At 34.5% G+C, this 16,878-nt stretch carries 15 protein-coding genes and 1 riboswitch; of the genes, 4 read left to right on the top strand and 11 right to left on the bottom strand.

Going from position 1 to position 16,878, the window contains the following annotated elements; all coding sequences use genetic code 11:
* Positions 1-27: 27 nt before the first annotated feature.
* Positions 28-1,248, top strand: a complete 1,221-nt coding sequence (locus ACJJVT_RS06805; RefSeq protein WP_405397441.1) for a Pycsar system effector family protein — start codon at positions 28-30, stop codon at positions 1,246-1,248.
* Positions 1,249-1,254: 6 nt separating this feature from the next.
* Here the strand turns inward: ACJJVT_RS06805 and ACJJVT_RS06800 are convergent, their stop codons facing one another.
* The 3 genes from ACJJVT_RS06800 to gndA are packed head-to-tail and all read right to left on the bottom strand — an operon-like array spanning position 1,255 to position 3,601.
* A complete protein-coding gene (locus ACJJVT_RS06800) occupies positions 1,255-1,593 on the bottom strand; it encodes a GIY-YIG nuclease family protein (RefSeq protein ID WP_405397439.1) in 339 nt (112 codons plus the stop codon).
* A 60-nt stretch (positions 1,594-1,653) separates the two neighbouring features.
* Complete coding sequence (locus tag ACJJVT_RS06795; RefSeq protein WP_405397437.1) at positions 1,654-2,190, bottom strand: DUF3124 domain-containing protein; 537 nt, start codon at positions 2,188-2,190, stop codon at positions 1,654-1,656.
* Positions 2,191-2,200: 10 nt separating this feature from the next.
* The gene (gene gndA, locus ACJJVT_RS06790; protein WP_405397436.1) at positions 2,201-3,601 is read right to left on the bottom strand and encodes an NADP-dependent phosphogluconate dehydrogenase; all 1,401 of its coding nucleotides are present in this window, start codon (positions 3,599-3,601) and stop codon (positions 2,201-2,203) included.
* A 184-nt stretch (positions 3,602-3,785) separates the two neighbouring features.
* On the opposite strand from gndA, the gene zwf reads away from it, so the two are divergent.
* Positions 3,786-5,318 carry a glucose-6-phosphate dehydrogenase gene (zwf, locus tag ACJJVT_RS06785; protein WP_405397434.1) on the top strand — a complete coding sequence of 511 codons (1,533 nt, stop codon included), beginning with the start codon at positions 3,786-3,788 and terminating at the stop codon, positions 5,316-5,318.
* Between the two features lie 34 nt (positions 5,319-5,352).
* Complete coding sequence (gene pgl / locus ACJJVT_RS06780; protein ID WP_405397432.1) at positions 5,353-6,078, top strand: 6-phosphogluconolactonase; 726 nt, start codon at positions 5,353-5,355, stop codon at positions 6,076-6,078.
* On the opposite strand, the gene ACJJVT_RS06775 is transcribed toward pgl, so the two are convergent.
* From ACJJVT_RS06775 to ACJJVT_RS06750, 6 genes are all read right to left on the bottom strand, one after another.
* The gene (locus ACJJVT_RS06775; RefSeq protein ID WP_405397543.1) at positions 6,059-6,604 is read right to left on the bottom strand and encodes an acyl-CoA thioesterase; all 546 of its coding nucleotides are present in this window, start codon (positions 6,602-6,604) and stop codon (positions 6,059-6,061) included. The two genes, pgl and ACJJVT_RS06775, sit on opposite strands and share 20 nt — an antisense overlap.
* Positions 6,605-6,623: 19 nt before the next feature.
* A complete protein-coding gene (locus ACJJVT_RS06770) occupies positions 6,624-6,989 on the bottom strand; it encodes a 6-phosphogluconate dehydrogenase (RefSeq protein WP_405397430.1) in 366 nt (121 codons plus the stop codon).
* 34 nt (positions 6,990-7,023) lie between these two features.
* Positions 7,024-8,373, bottom strand: a complete 1,350-nt coding sequence (gene rmuC, locus ACJJVT_RS06765; protein ID WP_405397429.1) for a DNA recombination protein RmuC — start codon at positions 8,371-8,373, stop codon at positions 7,024-7,026.
* 111 nt (positions 8,374-8,484) lie between these two features.
* Entirely contained in the window at positions 8,485-9,186 is a 702-nt protein-coding gene (locus ACJJVT_RS06760) for an ABC transporter ATP-binding protein (protein ID WP_405397541.1), read from the bottom strand.
* Positions 9,187-9,282: 96 nt separating this feature from the next.
* Positions 9,283-10,314 carry a FecCD family ABC transporter permease gene (locus tag ACJJVT_RS06755; RefSeq protein ID WP_405397428.1) on the bottom strand — a complete coding sequence of 344 codons (1,032 nt, stop codon included), beginning with the start codon at positions 10,312-10,314 and terminating at the stop codon, positions 9,283-9,285.
* On the bottom strand, positions 10,315-11,487 hold the full coding sequence (locus ACJJVT_RS06750; protein ID WP_405397426.1) for an ABC transporter substrate-binding protein: 1,173 nt from the start codon (positions 11,485-11,487) through the stop codon (positions 10,315-10,317).
* 46 nt (positions 11,488-11,533) lie between these two features.
* Positions 11,534-11,792: riboswitch (cobalamin riboswitch) on the top strand.
* Between the two features lie 70 nt (positions 11,793-11,862).
* Here ACJJVT_RS06750 and ACJJVT_RS06745 point away from each other — a divergent pair.
* Positions 11,863-13,734, top strand: a complete 1,872-nt coding sequence (locus ACJJVT_RS06745; RefSeq protein ID WP_405397424.1) for a TonB-dependent receptor plug domain-containing protein — start codon at positions 11,863-11,865, stop codon at positions 13,732-13,734.
* 64 nt (positions 13,735-13,798) lie between these two features.
* Here the strand turns inward: ACJJVT_RS06745 and ACJJVT_RS06740 are convergent, their stop codons facing one another.
* Together ACJJVT_RS06740 and ACJJVT_RS06735 are read right to left on the bottom strand one after the other, a co-directional pair.
* Positions 13,799-15,268, bottom strand: coding sequence for a S41 family peptidase (locus ACJJVT_RS06740; protein ID WP_405397422.1), 1,470 nt, complete (start codon positions 15,266-15,268; stop codon positions 13,799-13,801).
* Between the two features lie 27 nt (positions 15,269-15,295).
* Positions 15,296-16,810, bottom strand: a complete 1,515-nt coding sequence (locus ACJJVT_RS06735) for a S41 family peptidase (protein ID WP_405397420.1) — start codon at positions 16,808-16,810, stop codon at positions 15,296-15,298.
* Between the last annotated feature and the right edge of the window lie 68 nt (positions 16,811-16,878).

The raw sequence follows: 16,878 nt of genomic DNA, 5'->3' as shown, positions 1-16,878 counted from the left end.
AATATTTGAATTAACAAACTTGAAGTTATGAATGAAACTGTATTGGTAGCAGCTGAAAAATATATAAAAAACTTGTTATCTGATCAGATGAACAAGAACTTTCTTTATCATAGCCAAGGTTACACCAATAAAACAGTCAATAAAGCCAAAAAAGTATTAGAATTTTCAACTACTGAAAGTTTTGATAAAAATAATGTATTGTTGTCTACATGGTTTCTTCATGCGGGTTTTGCTGTGGATTATAACAATCATATAAAAGAGAGTGTAAAATTAGCGTCCAGTTTTTTAAAAGACAATAATTGTGAACAGCATGATATTACTATTGTAACACATTTGATAGAAAGTGGATGGCAAAATGATAAGCCTACTAATGATGCTGAAGCCATTGTAAAAGATGCTTGTTCCTGGTTTTACGCATCGGACGACTTCGAAGAGATGCTTCAATTATTACGGTTAGAGCTGGAAAATTTTAATGAAACCATTCCTGATTTAGATACGTGGAGATTAAATTATTTAGAAAAACTTCGAATAGAACATCGATATTATACAGATTTTGCGAAAGAAAATTGGCAAGAGCAAAAAGAAGAAAATATACTTGCCTTAATTTCTAAATTACAGAAGTCTGAAAAAACCGAAAAGAAAGAAATATTAAAAGCAAAATTAAAAGATGAGAGTCCGCAACGCGCAATTCAATCCTTATACCGTATTGAGCTTAGAAATCATATAAAATTGAGTGATATAGCTGATACTAAAGCGAATATCTTACTATCTGTAAATGCAATTATTATTTCGCTATTATTGGCCAATCTAATACCAAAATTAGATTCACCTTCAAATTCATATCTAATATATCCGACAGTAATTTTTGTGCTTTTTAGTATCGCTTCTATGATTATGTCTGTTTTGGCTACACGACCAAAAGTGAGTAATAACGATGTGGTAGATGAGGATATTAAGAAGAAGGATACTAATTTCTTGTTCTTTGGAAATTTTCATACGATGGAGTTGAGTGACTTCAAATCAAAACTAAGAGATATTATAAAAAGCAAAGAATCTATATATGATTCGTTAAGTATGGATTTATATTATCTGGGGAAAGTATTACAAGAGAAATATAGATTGTTACGGTGGACGTATACGGTGTTTCTCATTGGCGTTATACTATCGGTTATTGCATTTGGTTTTGCGCTAAAATATTATGGTATGGAAGATGAACTTTTAGATGCTGTAACGCCATTGCCAAAATAAAAGATATCAGTTAAACCATACCGCATACTTTTTGCGTCGAAGCTCAAGTGCCAATTGCTCTTCCAATTTCAAAGCTTCGGCTTTTGTTTTAATTGGGTCGATATGATTAAAAAGACTGCCGCGTAGATACAAACCGTATTTCTGTACAATTTTTGAAGATATATTATGTCCTTTTTTACTTAAGGTTCCATTTTTATGTTGATCAAAACGCTCTTTAGGTGTTTTGCTTGTCATGCCAACATAAAGGCACTCTAATACGCCGTTAAATTGCGGATTCGCCTCTCTAAATTTTCTATTCTCGGTAAACACTTTTTTAGATAATTCAATAACGTAAATAGAATACATATGTTAAGTATGAATTGTAGACTATAATTGCCTAGTGGTGTTTTAAAGTAAGTAAATAAGTTACTCAATTATCTCAATACCTTCTGTAGTAAAAGAAAAAGCTTGTGCGCCTAAACCACCAACCATGACTGCTTGAAACAACGGATTGAGTTGTTTTTTAGAGTACCAATCAATCAAAAAATTAGCGCCACTACCGCCAGAAGTATCTTGTTGTTCAATAACATAATCAATAGACTCCATTGGAGTAAGATAAATAGGGGAGTCGATATAACTTCTAACCAAATCGCCTTGTGTATTGTAGTAATCTATTTTGCTTACGAATAGACTATCCTTTAAACTTGTGTTTCTAATACTTAAGGTAGCGGTAAGTAATGTTCTAGTATCTCTGGTTTGGTTGTATATATCAGAATATATAGGCACATAAACCTGCCTAACAAGAGAATCTATTAAAATAGCATTTGCCTTTCTATCAAGAGTATGGTTATCTAGAATTTCAACCGGAACTTCTTCTTTTGAAACCTCTTTACACGATAGTACAGTCGTAGCCACAATCAGTGAAAGGCAAATGCTATTTAAAACAGTTTTATATTTTTTCAAATGTTGATTTTTAATCTTCCCATTCTGTATGAAAAATACCTTCACGGTCTAAACGCTCATAAGTGTGAGAACCAAAGTAATCGCGTTGCGCTTGAATAAGGTTTAAAGGTAATTTGCTAGAAGTGTAGGCATCAAAATATGTAAGTGAATTTGATAGGCCAGGTAACGGAATACCGTTTTGAGCACCAAAAGCAACTAGTTCTCTAGCAGCATCAACCGTTTCTTTTACTTTGCTTACAAAATTTGGAGAAAGTAAAAGGTTTGGCAAATTAGGCTCAGCTTTAAAAGCTTCAGTAATATCGGCTAATAAACCAGCACGTATAATACAACCTGCTCTCCATATTTTTGCGATTTCAGAAATATCTAAATCGTAACCGTATTCTCTAGATGCATCTGCTAATTGGTGAAGACCTTGAGAGTATGTAATTATGAATGAAAAGTATAACGTTTTTTCGGTAAGCGCTTCTAGTTTCTCTTTGTCCATATGAGAAACAAAAGGTCTGTCATATAAAGCATCAGCCTTAATTCTTTCGTTCTTTAAAGCAGAAAGTTCACGCATGCTAACGGCAACATCTATTGATGGTACTGGTATACCAAGATCCATTGCATTTTGACTAGTCCATTTACCGGTACCTTTTTGTTTTGCTTTATCTAAAATTTGATCAACTAAGCGTCCTTTGACTAAATCATCTTCTTGCTCGAATATTTCAGATGTAATTTGAACTAAGAACGATTGCAATCTACCATCGTTCCATTTTGCGAAAGTGCTGTGCAATTCATCATTGTTGTAGTCACCACCTTTTTTAAGAACATCATAAATTTCAGAAGTCAGCTGCATTAATCCATATTCAATACCATTGTGTACCATTTTCACATAGTTACCGGCAGATTTTGGACCTAAATAAGCAACACAAGGTTCGCCGTTATATTTGGCAGATACTGCTTCAAAAATTGGTTTAATATGTTCGTATGCAGATTTTGAACCACCTGGCATAATACTCGGACCTTTACGAGCACCTTTAGCACCACCTGAAACACCTGCTCCAAAAAAGTTAATGCCTTTCTGTTGTAAATAAGCTTCTCTTCTGTCGGTATCGGTAAAGAAAGAATTTCCACCATCAATAATAATATCTCCTTTATCAATATGTGGCAAAAGTGATTCTATAACACCATCTACAATTTTACCCGCAGGTACCAATAACATTATTTTACGTGGTTGCTTTAAGTTTTTTACAAACGTTTTTATGTTGCTAGAAGCGCTTACTTTTTCTTCATCTCCTCCTAAAGTCTTTAAAGCCTCTACTTTTTCATCATCTAAATCATATCCGTAGGCAGAAAATCCGTTGTCAGCTACATTGAGGATAAAATTTTGTCCCATTACTCCAAGACCTACTAAACCAAAATCGTACATAAATTGAATGTTTTATAATTAGAATACATCAAAATGTTACAATTCTTAATTATTTATTGTTAGTAACATAATGAGAATCAAAAATAATTTAAAATATTGACTTTAAATCCAAATTGTATCTTAATAACGCCCTATAATGGCTTACTTTTTAAGATATTTGAAGAATAAAGAATATCAACCTATAATGAAGAAGACAGAAAATCAAATGCTCGTAATCTTTGGAGCATCAGGAGATTTAACGGCAAGAAAACTTATACCAGCTATTTTCAATTTATATAAGGGAAATGATCTCCCAGATAATTTTGTAGTACTGGGTGTAAGCAGAAGTGATTTAGGCGATTTAAAATTTAGAAATAAGGTAGTTCTAGAAAGTCCTTATTTAGAAAAGGAGCGTAAAGAATTCGATGCAGATTATATTCAAAAATTTGCAGATAAGCTTTTTTACGAAGACCTAGGTTCAGATTATGATACATCTTACGAACGTCTAGAAAAGCGTATATCAGATTTGGATCAGAAATATGGTACAGCAGGTAATCATATGTTTTACCTATCTACACCGCCAAGTTTATATGAGCCGATAGCAAAGAATTTATCGGATCAAGGTTTAAATGAAGAATCTACGGGTTGGAGAAGAATTATTGTTGAAAAGCCATTTGGTTATAGTTTAGAATCTGCCAAAGAATTAAATGACGGTTTACATACCTATTTTAAAGAAGGTCAAATATTCAGAATTGACCATTACTTAGGTAAAGAAACAGTTCAGAACTTATTGGTAACCCGTTTTGCCAATAGTATTTTTGAGCCACTTTGGAACAGAAATTATATACACCATGTAGAAATCACCAATGCCGAAAGTGTTGGTGTAGAAAAAAGAGGTGGGTATTACGATAAATCTGGTGCATTGAGAGATATGTTTCAGAGTCATTTATTACAGATAGTAGCTTTAATTGTAATGGAGCCACCATTGAGTGCCGATGCAGAAGAAATTCGTAATGAGAAATTGAAGGCATTGAAGTCACTTAGGCTTATGAATGACGAGAAGACTCTTTTTGAAAATACCATTAGAGCACAATATGTGTCTTCTAAAATTGACGGACAAGAAGTAAAAGGATATCGTGAAGAGGACGGTGTTGATGAAAATTCAACTACCGAAACCTTTGCTGCTGTAAAATTCTTTGTAGATAACTGGCGTTGGGCAGATGTTCCTTTTTATGTAAGAACAGCTAAACGTATGCCTACAAAAGTTACTGAGGTAGTGATTCATTTTAAAACGCCGCACCATCAAATTTTTAAGGAATCTGGTATTAGTAACAAGGATAATAAATTGGTTATTCGTATTCAGCCAGATGAAGGTATTTTAATAAAATTCGGAGTAAAAGTACCTGGACAAGGGTTTGAGGTTGAGCGTGCTAATATGGATTTCTACTATTCTAGCTTAACAGAAACACATGTAATGGAAGCTTACGAACGTCTATTATTAGATGCGATGCAAGGTGATGCTACTTTATATGCAAGAGCAGATGAAGTTGAAGCTGCTTGGGCATTTGTAGATCCAATTTTAGATTATTGGAAAAATGGTAAGGATGTAAAAATGTACGGTTATGCAGCCGGAGTTTGGGGTCCTGAGAATGCCAATGAGCTTATAGAAGGTGTAGGAGAATGGAGAAACCCTAGCGAGAATTTAGCAGATGAATCTGGTTACTGTGTAATTTGCTAGTAGGGTAGAAGATTAATTTAATTGTTGATAGAAAATGGAATTAAAAGTTTATCAAAATAAAGTAAAGGTCGCTGAAGAGTTTTCTAAATATTTGATTGAAAAATCAGATACTCAGAAGGCTTTTCACATTGCCTTATCTGGTGGTAGTACGCCTAAAATTGTATTTGACGTATTAGCAGAACAGTTTTCTACTGATGTCGATTGGAAAAACATTCATTTGTATTGGGGCGATGAAAGATGTGTAGCACCCACTGATGATGAGAGTAACTATAAAATGACGATAGAACACCTAATTTCTAAAGTAGATATACCACGGGAGAACATTCATAGAATAAAAGGAGAAAACAATCCTAAGGAAGAAGCCAAACGTTATGGCGATTTGTTGGATAAAGAATTACCAAAAGCATTAGGGTTACCTCAATTCGATTTAGTGATTCTTGGTATGGGCGATGACGGTCATACGGCATCTATTTTTCCACATGAGATAAATCTTTGGGTTTCACCCGATAATTGCGAAGTAGCTATTCACCCAGAATCTGGTCAAAGACGAGTTTCACTTACCGGTAGAATAATCAATAATGCTAAAACTGTAGCTTTTTTGGTAACTGGCGAAAGCAAGGCAGAAAAGGTAAAAATTATTATAGATAGGGAAGAAGGTTATTTAGAATACCCTGCTAGTCACGTAGCACCTAAAACAAAAGACTTGGTCTGGTTTTTAGATGCTGCCGCGGCAAAGCTTCTTACTTCATTTCAATCTTAATATTTTCAGATTGAAGCTCTTTTAAATAATCTTCAGAATTAAAAGATTTAGATTCAAATTTAGTGTCTCTTTCTTGAGCTTCTAATTTACGGTATTTGCTACGTGCAAATCTTCTGACTCCTTGATCATCAGAAATTATTAATCCTGGTACGGGAACATTTTTACCATCTGTTCCCTTTGCTACCATAGTAAAGTAAGAGGAGTTACAGTGTTTCTTTGTGCCAGATGTAATATTTTCTGATTCTACACGAACACCAACTACCATAGAGGTACGCCCTGTATAATTAATACTTGCCTTCAAGGTAACCAATTCTCCCACTTCAATAGGGTTCAAGAAATTTACTCGGTTAACCGATGCTGTTACACAGTATTGCTGCGAATGTTTAGATGCGCAAGCAAAGGCAATTTGATCCATTAGGTTCAGGATATGTCCACCATGTACTTTTCCTCCAAAATTAGAATGGGATGGAAGCATCAACTCTGTTATAGAAACTCTAGACTCTCTTACGCTTTTAAACTTTTCCATAGACTTAATAGTTTCTTTCTTAATTTCTGACATGAGGTGATTTTTCTGCTTGAACTTCGGTAACAAAATATTTAGAATCACCAAGCCAAAAGAAGGTTGTATAGCGTTCTACGTAGCTTACTTTTACATACTGACCTTGATATTCTTGTAATTTTTCAATTACTTCTTTGTCTTTGTCCAATACAGAAAAAGAGAATATTTGAGCGCCAGAAATTCCTTGGCTTATTTCACCTTCCCAAGTTTTTGCCATGACACCTTTATGACTAATTTTAATGAGTTCTCCTGAGCGTACACCCTCACTAAAGGTTACAAAGTATATAAAGGCGTAATACAGCGCACCAATAAAGACTACGCTTAATAAAAGTAATGATACTATCTTTTTCATGTGTTTAGTTTTAATATATTATTAATGGTTGGTTTTATAGTTTTAATTTAGGTTCTTCTTCGAAATCGTCATCTTCAACGGCGCGATTAATTAATGATTCGGGAATAGATTTTTTCGCTTTCGCACCCATTTTTTTAAGCTTTTCTATACTAGTGATAATGTTGCCACGGCCATCGACTAATTTATTCATTGCTCCACGGTATTCATCTTTAGCGTCGTCCATTTTCTTGCCTACTTTCATTAAGTCACCAACGAAGCCTTCAAATTTATCATAAAGAGCACCCGCTTGTCGTGCAATTTCAATAGCATTTCGTTGTTGCTTCTCATTATTCCACATGCTATCAATGGTGCGCAAGGTAGCAAGAAGTGTTGAAGGAGTAACAATAATAATATTTTGCTCAAAAGCTTTATTGTATAAAGAATTATCTTGATTTATAGCAATAGCAAAGGCAGGTTCAATAGGTACGAACATTAAAACAAAATCGGGACTCTCCATTTCATATAAATCCTCATATTTCTTGGCAGATAATTGATCTACGTGTCTTCTAAGGGAGTTGATATGGTCTTTTAAGAACTTCTCTCTGAGTTCATCTTCAGCATTTACATAGCGCTCGTAATCGGTTAAAGATACTTTAGAATCCACCACCATTTTCTTACCATCAGGCAAGTTGATGATAACATCTGGTAGTACGCGGCTGCCATCTTCTCGAGTAAAGCTTTGCTGAACGGTATATTCACGGTCTTTCTCTAAACCAGATTTCTCTAACACACGCTCCAATACCAGCTCGCCCCAGTTACCTTGCATTTTACTGTCACCTTTTAAAGCTTTGGTCAAGTTCTCTGCTTCTTGGGTAATTTTAATGTTCTGAGTCTGCAGGTTTAGTAATTGCTCTTTTAAAGCCGAATGTATACTGATGTTTTCTTTCTGACTTTCTTCGACTTTCTTTTCAAAAAGGAGGATTTTTTCATTTAACGGAGTAAGAATGTTTTTGATATTCTTTTCATTACGTTCCGTAAATTTTAAGCTCTTTTCTTCTAATATTTTATTGGCAAGATTTTCAAACTCCTTCGTAAATTTCTCTTGAAGCTTTTCAACTTCCTGTTTTTGCTCTTTATTCTTTTGCTGCAAGTTTTCTAAATCTGCCTGATAGCGTACAATCTGATTGCCTAATTGCTCTTTATCTGCCTGTAGCTGTAGTTTACGATTCTCACTTTCTTTTAATCTATCCTGAAAAACAGAAAGGTTATTAAGCATTTGTTGCTCACGTTCTTCTAAAGTGCTTTGACGAGATTTCGTTTTTAGAAGCTGAATATAGTTACCTAAAAAATATCCTAAGGCAAGACAAAGGATTCCTATTATTAAATAAATATAAATTTCGTTCATTGGTGTGCTAACCTAATCGGGTAAAGATACTTGATTGCATAGTAAAGTTTAAAAGAGCCGGTATATTTTAATTAACATACCATATCTAAATTCTTATATATGTTAAAATATCTATTTCTTAATTCTAAAAGAACCGGTATTTGGGTCAAAAGAAATAGTGTCAGTGGGGAAGAGGGAATTAAAACTGTTATTTGCTATCAGATTACAAGGTTGATCAAAAGCATTGTTAGTTCCATCTAAAATCAACATTTTATCGCATAATTGAATAGCGAGTTCGATTTCGTGGCTTGTAAATAAAATGGATTTGTTCGTTTCATGAGCTATAGATTTTAATAGTTTTAAAATCTGAACTTTATGATATAGATCTAGATGTGTAGTAGGTTCATCAAGTAGAATAATATCGGTATCTTGAATTAGGGCACGAGCAATAAGTACACGTTGTAATTGACCATCACTCAACTGAAAACATTTTTTATCTAAGAAAGGCTCTAGTTCTAAAAGAGCAATACTTTTATTAATAATTGAAATATCGTCATCAGCCAATTTACCTAGCCAATTTGTGTATGGTTGTCTGCCCAAAGCCAATAGCTCATAAACAGATAGATTTTTAGAGGCAATAGGTTCTGTAAGAACTACGCTTATTTTAGAAGCTATTTGTAGTTCGTTATAGGTTTTTAAATCTTTTTCTTCAATGAGTATTGCACCAGAAATTTTTGGCTGAAAATTGCCTAAAGTACGAAGTAATGTAGATTTACCGATGCCATTTACACCAACAATAGCTGCGAGTTCCCCTTTCTGTAGTTCAAAAGAAATAGCAGAAGCAATGACTATATCATCATACCCAATAGATAGGTCGGCAACTTGTAAAATACTATTTAATTTTTTGTTGTTGATGACTTTAGTTTTATATTAAAATATCATTTTTCTTTTTCGTACCAGTAACCATATTACCACTGGTGCTCCTAATATACTGGTAATAGCATTAATAGGTAAAACACTAACTGAGCCCGGTAGTTGGGCAATGGTATCGCAAACCAACATTAATATCGCTCCACAGCAAAGTACAGCGGGTATTTGAATTTTATGATCCGTAGTGTGAAATAGTTGTTTGGTAATGTGTGGTACGGCTAATCCGACAAAGGCAATAGGACCGGCAAAGGCAGTAATTGATCCCGCCAATAACCCTGTGGCAATTATAATTATATAGCGCGATTTCTGTAAACCTATGCCTAAGCTCTTAGCGTAATTCTCCCCGAGCAAAAAAGCATTTAAAGGTTTAATGGAAATGATGCTTAGAAAAATTCCTATTATAGTACAAAGCGCGACTATTAGTAATTGTGCCCAAGATAAATTACCTAAACTACCAAATGACCAAAAAATGTATTGTTGTAATTTTTCAGCTTTAGAGAAATATGAAAGTACGCTTACAATAGCAGCTGTTATACTGCCAAACATGAGTCCGATAATCAATAGCGCCATGGTATCTTTTACTTTAGCTGCAACCACAAGAACTAGTGCTAATACTAGAAAACTACCAAGACTAGATGCTATGGCAAGTGTAATATCATTAAAAGTGGAAAAGGTAAATGCGCCAGAAAATAATGAAGTCCCCATAATTAAGAGCGCAGCACCTAAACTAGCGCCAGAACTAATGCCAAGTACATATGGCCCGGCTAAGGGGTTTCTAAACAAGGTCTGCATCAACAATCCACTAAGTGAGAGTCCGCCGCCGACCAATATAGCTGTTATCGCTTTTGGTAGTCTATATTCCCAAATGATATAGTAGCTAGAAGAGTCTTTAGTTGCTGTTTCAAATAACGTTTTTAGAGTATCTACGAATGAAATGTTTACAGAGCCTAAGCAAATATTTACAATAAAACATAATAGCAATACGACTAGTAAGGCTATGAAATGAAAATTGTATGTTGATTTTTTTGACAATTAAAGTAGTGGCTTAAAAAAGAAGGGTTCGTAGTTTGGCAGTAGCCCTGGGTGCAAAATATGAATTAAATCTTTTAGAACAAGGTCTGGTCTTTGCGGCCCCAGTTCATAGTATAAAGTTCCTCCGGTTTCACCTTTTGTATTTGCCGTGGTAAATATTTTTCTGTTTTTAAAGGCATCAAACTGTGTATAATGCAGACTAGATGATTCCATTTCTTGGTAAGTGGCTAATTGTGCAGGTCCGATCCAATACTCGGCATGTTGCCCTACATCAAGAACGCTCTCCCAACTTAACGAAAGACTTCCGTTTTCATCCGTAGAACTCCATAAGTAATCAGCATTGGCATCTTCAAGAAAATTCGCTGCCCAACTTTTCCCACCAGGTAAATACCATATATCTTTAAACATAGCTCCACTTAGAACGGTAGGTTTTTTTTTGGTCTCAGAAGCTAGTTTTTTGGCTTCTAGGTAAGATGCTTCAATTTTATTAAAAACAGCATTTGCTTCATTGGTTTTATTAAAAAAAGGAGCGAAGAACTTAATCCATTCGGCTTTACCTAAAGGAGTTTCTTCTACCCAATCGCCATTATAAACTACAGGGATATTAGCACGTTGTATGGTTTCATAGGTACTATTACCGTCGTTAATGGCAAAGCCAAATATAAGGTCTGGCTGCAACGCCAAAACTGCTTCAGTATTGATACTTTCATTGACACCTAATTCTTTTATTTTTCCAGAATCGATTCTCTCTCGCGCAGCTGTAGATGAAATATATTTGGTATCGGGAAAGCCAATAAGTTGATGTAGAACTCCCAACTCTTCTAAAGCAGGAATATGAGTAGTTGAGGTTACCACGATATTTTCAACAGGCGTTGAAATGATGGCATCATATTCATTTTTGTTTAGTGTTACGCTTGTTTGAATTTCTTTGGGGACTAAAGCATAGGTGTGGGTAGTTTCGGCATTTGCCCAAGGCTTTAAAACCTTGATGACAGTAATGCCACTACTCTGAGTTTCAATTTTAAAACCATTGGCATATTGTATAGGTGTAATGCTAGCAGCGGTTTCATTCGAAAATGGGTCTTTTTTCTCTTGCTTGCATCCGCATAACAAAAGAAGGTAACTTATAAAAAGTAAGTGTTTAAACATGGTGGTGGTTTGTCTATTTTTCAAAAGTAGTATTATAAAAGTTTACTTAGAAAGATTAAACTAAATGTTTACTTTCGCCATGAATTTTGGTTTTCATTGCTTTTGGTGATGAAATTAAAAGGGAATCTAGTGAAAATCTAGAACTGTTCCCGCAACTGTAAGTTTATTTCAAACCTATCTATTGGCAAATAGATTTTGTTTGATACTTCTTTTTAAGAAGGTACTATTTTCTTCAAAGTCACTTTGGGATCCAAACCGGTTTGGAAAACATGGGAAGGCAGAATAGTATTAAACAAGTCAGGAGACCTGCCTTATTCAAACGAACATTGTTAAACTTTCGGGATAAAGGTTTGCGTATGGGTACAGACATACTACGCTCCCGTTTATGAATTTAAACGAATGAAAAATTATTTATTGTGGCCTGCGGTCACTGTATTGTTATGTGCAAAAGTAGGAGCACAGCAAGAGCAAAATTCTACAAAAACGTTACAATTAGATGAGGTTGTCGTTAGTGATTCGCGTTTTGAATTAAAGCGTGAAAATTCGGGTAAGACCGTTATTACCATTTCTCAAAAGGAATTGGAACAAAACCAGGGACGTTCGGTTGCTGAAATTATTAACACGAAAAGCGGAATTGAAATTAACGGCACCAGAAGTTATGCTGGTCAGAACCTTTCTACCTTTGTTAGAGGCGGTAATAATCGCCAAGTTTTGGTCATTATTGATGGTATACAAGTATCTGATCCATCGGGTACAAGTGCAGAGTATGATTTAAGATTATTGAATGCTGCTCAAATTGAAAGTATCGAAATTTTAAAAGGCGCAGCGAGCACGCTTTATGGAAATTCAGCAGCAACGGCGGTAATTAATATTACGACGAAGAAAGCGAAGAAAGAAGGTCTTGCATTAGATGTCATTTCAAGTTTCGGAACCAACCAAACGGAAGATGATCAGAATTATAATATTTCTGATATTTCGAATACGGTAAACTTAACAGCTAAGCATGGAAAATTATCTGTTTTAGCATCTGGAGGTCATCAATTTACAGATGGATTATCGGCTGCAATAGGTACGGAATCAGACGAAGTTTCTAGAATAGATGGCAACTTAAAAGTAGGATATCAATTTTCTGAACGCTTTGAGCTAAACGCATCGGCCTTCTATAACAAATTGAATAGTGATTTTGATAACGGTTTCCCTATTGAAGATGCAGATTTCTATTTTACAAGTGAGCAATCTCGTTTTGGACTAAGTTCTGCTTACAAGTATGAAAATGGAAGTATTAACGTAAATACAGCATTTAATCAGATAGCTAGAGCGTTTGAATCTAGCTTTCCGGCAACTTATGATTCTCAATCTTATGTATTGGATGTTTTTAATAAATACACGTTTTCAGATAATATTCATACCATAGTTGGTGTAAATTATATAGACAATCAAACTTTATTTAGCGAGGAATACAATTCTAATACAATTGATCCTTATTTAAATGCAGTGTATGTTGGTGAGCAAGGTATTAATGTAAATGCTGGTGTTAGATTAAACAACCATAGTGACTATGGTTCTAATTTCATTTACAACATTAATCCGTCATACAGAATAGCTATTAACGACGGATACTTGAAATTTATAGGTAGCTATGCAACATCATACATTGCACCTAACTTATCACAGTTATATGGTCCGTTTGGGGCGAATCCTGATTTAGATCCAGAAGAAGATACTACTTTAGAAGGAGGTATCGAATTTAAAATATCAGATGCATTTACCATTAATGCACTTTATTTTAATAGAACCGAAGAAGATAGAATTGATTATGTTACAATTGATTTTACAACTTTTGAAAGTCAGTATAGAAACTCTGCTGAAACCGCACATTTTAATGGAGTAGAAGTAGGCCTAAATTCAGAACTAACTAAAGGGCTAACTTTTGATGCTAATTATACCTATACCAATTCTAAAGAAGATTTGGCATTGAGAGTACCTAAAAGTAAAATCAACGCTACTATTGGGTATGCTATAAAAGAGAATACATATGTTGGACTCTCTTATCAGTATGTATCCGATAGAACCGATACTGATTTTGCTACATTTTCAAGCGTAACTTTAGATAGTTTTAGTTTAGCAAATTTACAATTGAGGCATCAGTTTTGTAGTAATCTAACTGCATTCTTGGCAGTCGATAATCTTTTAAATGAAGAGTATACAGAGGTAGTTTCGTTTACCACTAAAGGACGAAATGTTCGTTTAGGGTTTAAGTTGAGTTTGTAATCCAAAAAAAAAAGGACAGCCAATTGGCTGTCCTTTTTTTCTTTCTTTTATGATTAGTAGTTTTTTAGAACTCCAAATCAAAAACCGTATCATCTACCATTTTATCGCTCATAAAGCTGTTCTCTTTAGAACTGCTAATAATATTGATAGGGTATTTAACGGTAAAATCGCGTTTACCAGTAGCACCTGTTATCAATTCAATTGCCTTCGCTAACAAAGGCTCATTTTCCTCGCCTAAAATACCAAGGTTGCTATAATCTTCTTTCAACTCATAATCTGGCTGTAAACCGCTTGTAAAGTCAAAGAAACCATCAGCATTTTCGTTTCTACCTATTAAGGGTTGAATAGCCCATTGATTATCTGGGTTAATATTGTTTACCCTTGATGGAGTGTACAAGTAAGAATTATCTCGGTCATCAACTAGAGTAGTAGAGAACTCATTTTTTCCTCTAGTTAAATCACCAATTTGAATTACGTCCATATATGGTTCTAGGCTGTTAATCAACAGCTCACTTGCAGAGGCAGAACTAGAAGAAGTCAAAACATATAATTTAGTCAATCCTAAAGTATTGATATTTTTTCCATTAACCTTATCTGCAAAATTAATTTCTAATTGGCTGTCATTAAATTGCTCTTGAAGCTTATCGTTGTAACGCTTTCTTAAAAATAAATCAGACGTGTTAGTACCATAAATCATACTGGCCAATAAACGCGTTGTGTTTACAGATCCACCAGGGTTATAACGTAAATCCATTACAAGATTGGTAATTCCTGCAGATTTCAAATCTTCAACCGCTGAATACAAATCATCATCATATTCATTAGTAAACTGGTTATACATGATGTAACCAATATTTTCACCTGCAATTGTAAAAGACTTAGCTATAAAAACCGGGTTTTCAGCTAGACCTTCTTGTTTTGTAAGCGAAACTTCCACGTCGTTTGGTGTAATGTTACCATTGTCAAAATCTGCCATATTTAAGGTGTAGGTGTCGTTCTCACCAAAAAGCAAATCGATATAATTTGAAGTAGTTAATGTTTGACCATCAACACCAGTAAAAAGGTCACCACGTTGAATTTCGACTGTGCTGGCATTTGAGTTTGGAACAATGTAACGAACGAAGCCAAAAATATCTTCGCTGTCTTGTAAACGAACTAGTCCGAATTCTAGACCATTGCTTTTAGATATGCCTGCAAGTGAATTGGTAAGTTCTCTATAATCTTCATTATAAAAACTAAAGCGATCTTCTATATATTGCAATTTGCTGTCAAAGAAAGCAGCAGGGTCATCGGCAGAGTTTAAAAAAGCGGTATATTCTGCTCTACCTTCTGCAGTACTTTCAAAACGGTCATCTGCTAAGTCATCGATATTTGCCTGCCAGAAATACCAAAAGTTCATGGCTTTCCACATAAAATCTTGTACTTCAACATCTGCCGAGCCATCTGGGTCTACCGTGTTTGGTAAAGATAAATCGTCATCTTTTGAACACGAAAAGGCAATTGCAGCAACTAATAATACTAATATCTTCTTCATAAATAGGGAAACTGAAATGTTTTAAATTTATTTCTTTTCAGCTACAGGAATTTTAGAAACAGGTATACTATTGTTTAATAATAGTACTGTATTTCTAGGATTGTAAAGCTTAGAACTTGAAACCACGTTTGCAGGCAATAGTACATCGAAATTACGTTTACCACTGACACCTGTAATTTCTTGAATAGCTCTTGCAAATAAAGGCTCGTCAGCATTTCCAAGAACACCTAGATTGGTAACATCTTCATCAAGTTCAATATCAGGTACTAAACCATCTACATAATCGGTAAACCCAGCGCTATTTTCAACTTGACTGATAATAGGCTGTAATCCCCATTGTACGTTAGGGTTAATATTATCGACTCTCTCAGCATCATAAACATTACCACCTTCTGGATCATCAACAAATAATACAGATCCTTGATTTTTACCAACAGTAGTACCACCGATATGAACAACATTTATATAAGGTGCTAAGCCGACCATTACCAATTCACTAGCAGAAGCCGAACCTTCAGCTGCAATAATATAAACTCTATTTAAATTTAATGTATTTAAAGGTGCATCAGAATTTCCGTCAAAAGCACCTGTAGTACTCACAAAATAATTTTCTGAAGATTCACCGAATTGTGCCTGTAATTTTGCATTATACACAGTTTTATAAAGCAAGTCTGATGTATTCGTACCCTTGATTAAACTGGCAAGTACAGCAGCTGTAGAGCCTCTACCGCCTGGGTTATATCTTAGATCTAATACTAAGTCGTTAACACCTTGTGCAATAAAATCTGCAAATACGGCATTCATGGCATCTTCAGAACCAGAAACAAATTGATTATACATTAAATAGCCAATTTTTTTGTCACCAGAAGTAATAACATTATTTACGTGAATAGGGTCTTCAACCAAGCCTTCAGTTTTAGTTAATGTAACTTTTCTGTCACTAGCACTAATACCACCATCGACAATTTCAGCCATATTTAGAGCGTAGGTATCATTACTACCAAAAAGTAAATCAATATAATTATCTACGGTTAAGGTCTGTCCGTCAACACCAATAAACAGGTCGCCTCTTTTTATATCTTGACCAGATGCATTAGAATTTTTAACAACATATTCCACAAAGCCAAATAAATCGTCTGTACCTGAAATACGTCCTAAACCAAATTGTAAACCGTTACTTTTAGAAACACCAGCAGAACTGTTTACTAATTGAGTATAATCTTCGTTGTAAAAAGTGAATCTGTCTTCAGAAAATAATAATTTGTTTTCCAAAAAAGCTACCGGCTCAGAGTTTTCAGTTAAATATTCTTCATAGGCAGTCTGTGTATCAAAACGATCATCTGCTAAATCTGGAACATCACCTTGCCAGAAATAATAAAGATTAAGTGTTTGCCAAAAAAAGTTTTGGACTTCAATATCTACAACTTCAGGTACTTCTTCTTCGGGTGTTTCAACAACTTCTTCTTCAATAACAGTATCATCATTATTACAAGAGGTAACAACAAATCCTAAACATAGGAGGGACAAGAAAAATTTTTTCATAGCTTCTTTTTAATTACAATGTATGGTTATGAACATTCAAATATTAGAACATTCATAAGTATACCAAA

The sequence above is a fragment of the Maribacter sp. Asnod2-G09 genome, assembly GCF_045063795.1.
Classification (GTDB): Bacteria; Bacteroidota; Bacteroidia; order Flavobacteriales; family Flavobacteriaceae; genus Maribacter.
The sequence above is the reverse complement of the archived record's forward strand: the minus strand, read 5'-3'. Positions and strand labels throughout refer to the sequence as shown.

Excerpts from the sequence above, each read along its gene's own strand:
- pgl (WP_405397432.1), top strand. The coding sequence starts at position 5,353 with ATGGAATTAAAAGTTTATCAAAATAAAGTAAAGGTCGCTGAAGAGTTT.
- ACJJVT_RS06800 (WP_405397439.1), bottom strand. The coding sequence starts at position 1,593 with ATGTATTCTATTTACGTTATTGAATTATCTAAAAAAGTGTTTACCGAG.
- gndA (WP_405397436.1), bottom strand. The coding sequence starts at position 3,601 with ATGTACGATTTTGGTTTAGTAGGTCTTGGAGTAATGGGACAAAATTTT.
- zwf (WP_405397434.1), top strand. The coding sequence starts at position 3,786 with ATGAAGAAGACAGAAAATCAAATGCTCGTAATCTTTGGAGCATCAGGA.
- ACJJVT_RS06745 (WP_405397424.1), top strand. The coding sequence starts at position 11,863 with ATGAAAAATTATTTATTGTGGCCTGCGGTCACTGTATTGTTATGTGCA.
- rmuC (WP_405397429.1), bottom strand. The coding sequence starts at position 8,373 with ATGAACGAAATTTATATTTATTTAATAATAGGAATCCTTTGTCTTGCC.
- ACJJVT_RS06775 (WP_405397543.1), bottom strand. The coding sequence starts at position 6,604 with ATGGAAAAGTTTAAAAGCGTAAGAGAGTCTAGAGTTTCTATAACAGAG.
- ACJJVT_RS06735 (WP_405397420.1), bottom strand. The coding sequence starts at position 16,810 with ATGAAAAAATTTTTCTTGTCCCTCCTATGTTTAGGATTTGTTGTTACC.
- ACJJVT_RS06740 (WP_405397422.1), bottom strand. The coding sequence starts at position 15,268 with ATGAAGAAGATATTAGTATTATTAGTTGCTGCAATTGCCTTTTCGTGT.
- ACJJVT_RS06805 (WP_405397441.1), top strand. The coding sequence starts at position 28 with ATGAATGAAACTGTATTGGTAGCAGCTGAAAAATATATAAAAAACTTG.
- ACJJVT_RS06770 (WP_405397430.1), bottom strand. The coding sequence starts at position 6,989 with ATGAAAAAGATAGTATCATTACTTTTATTAAGCGTAGTCTTTATTGGT.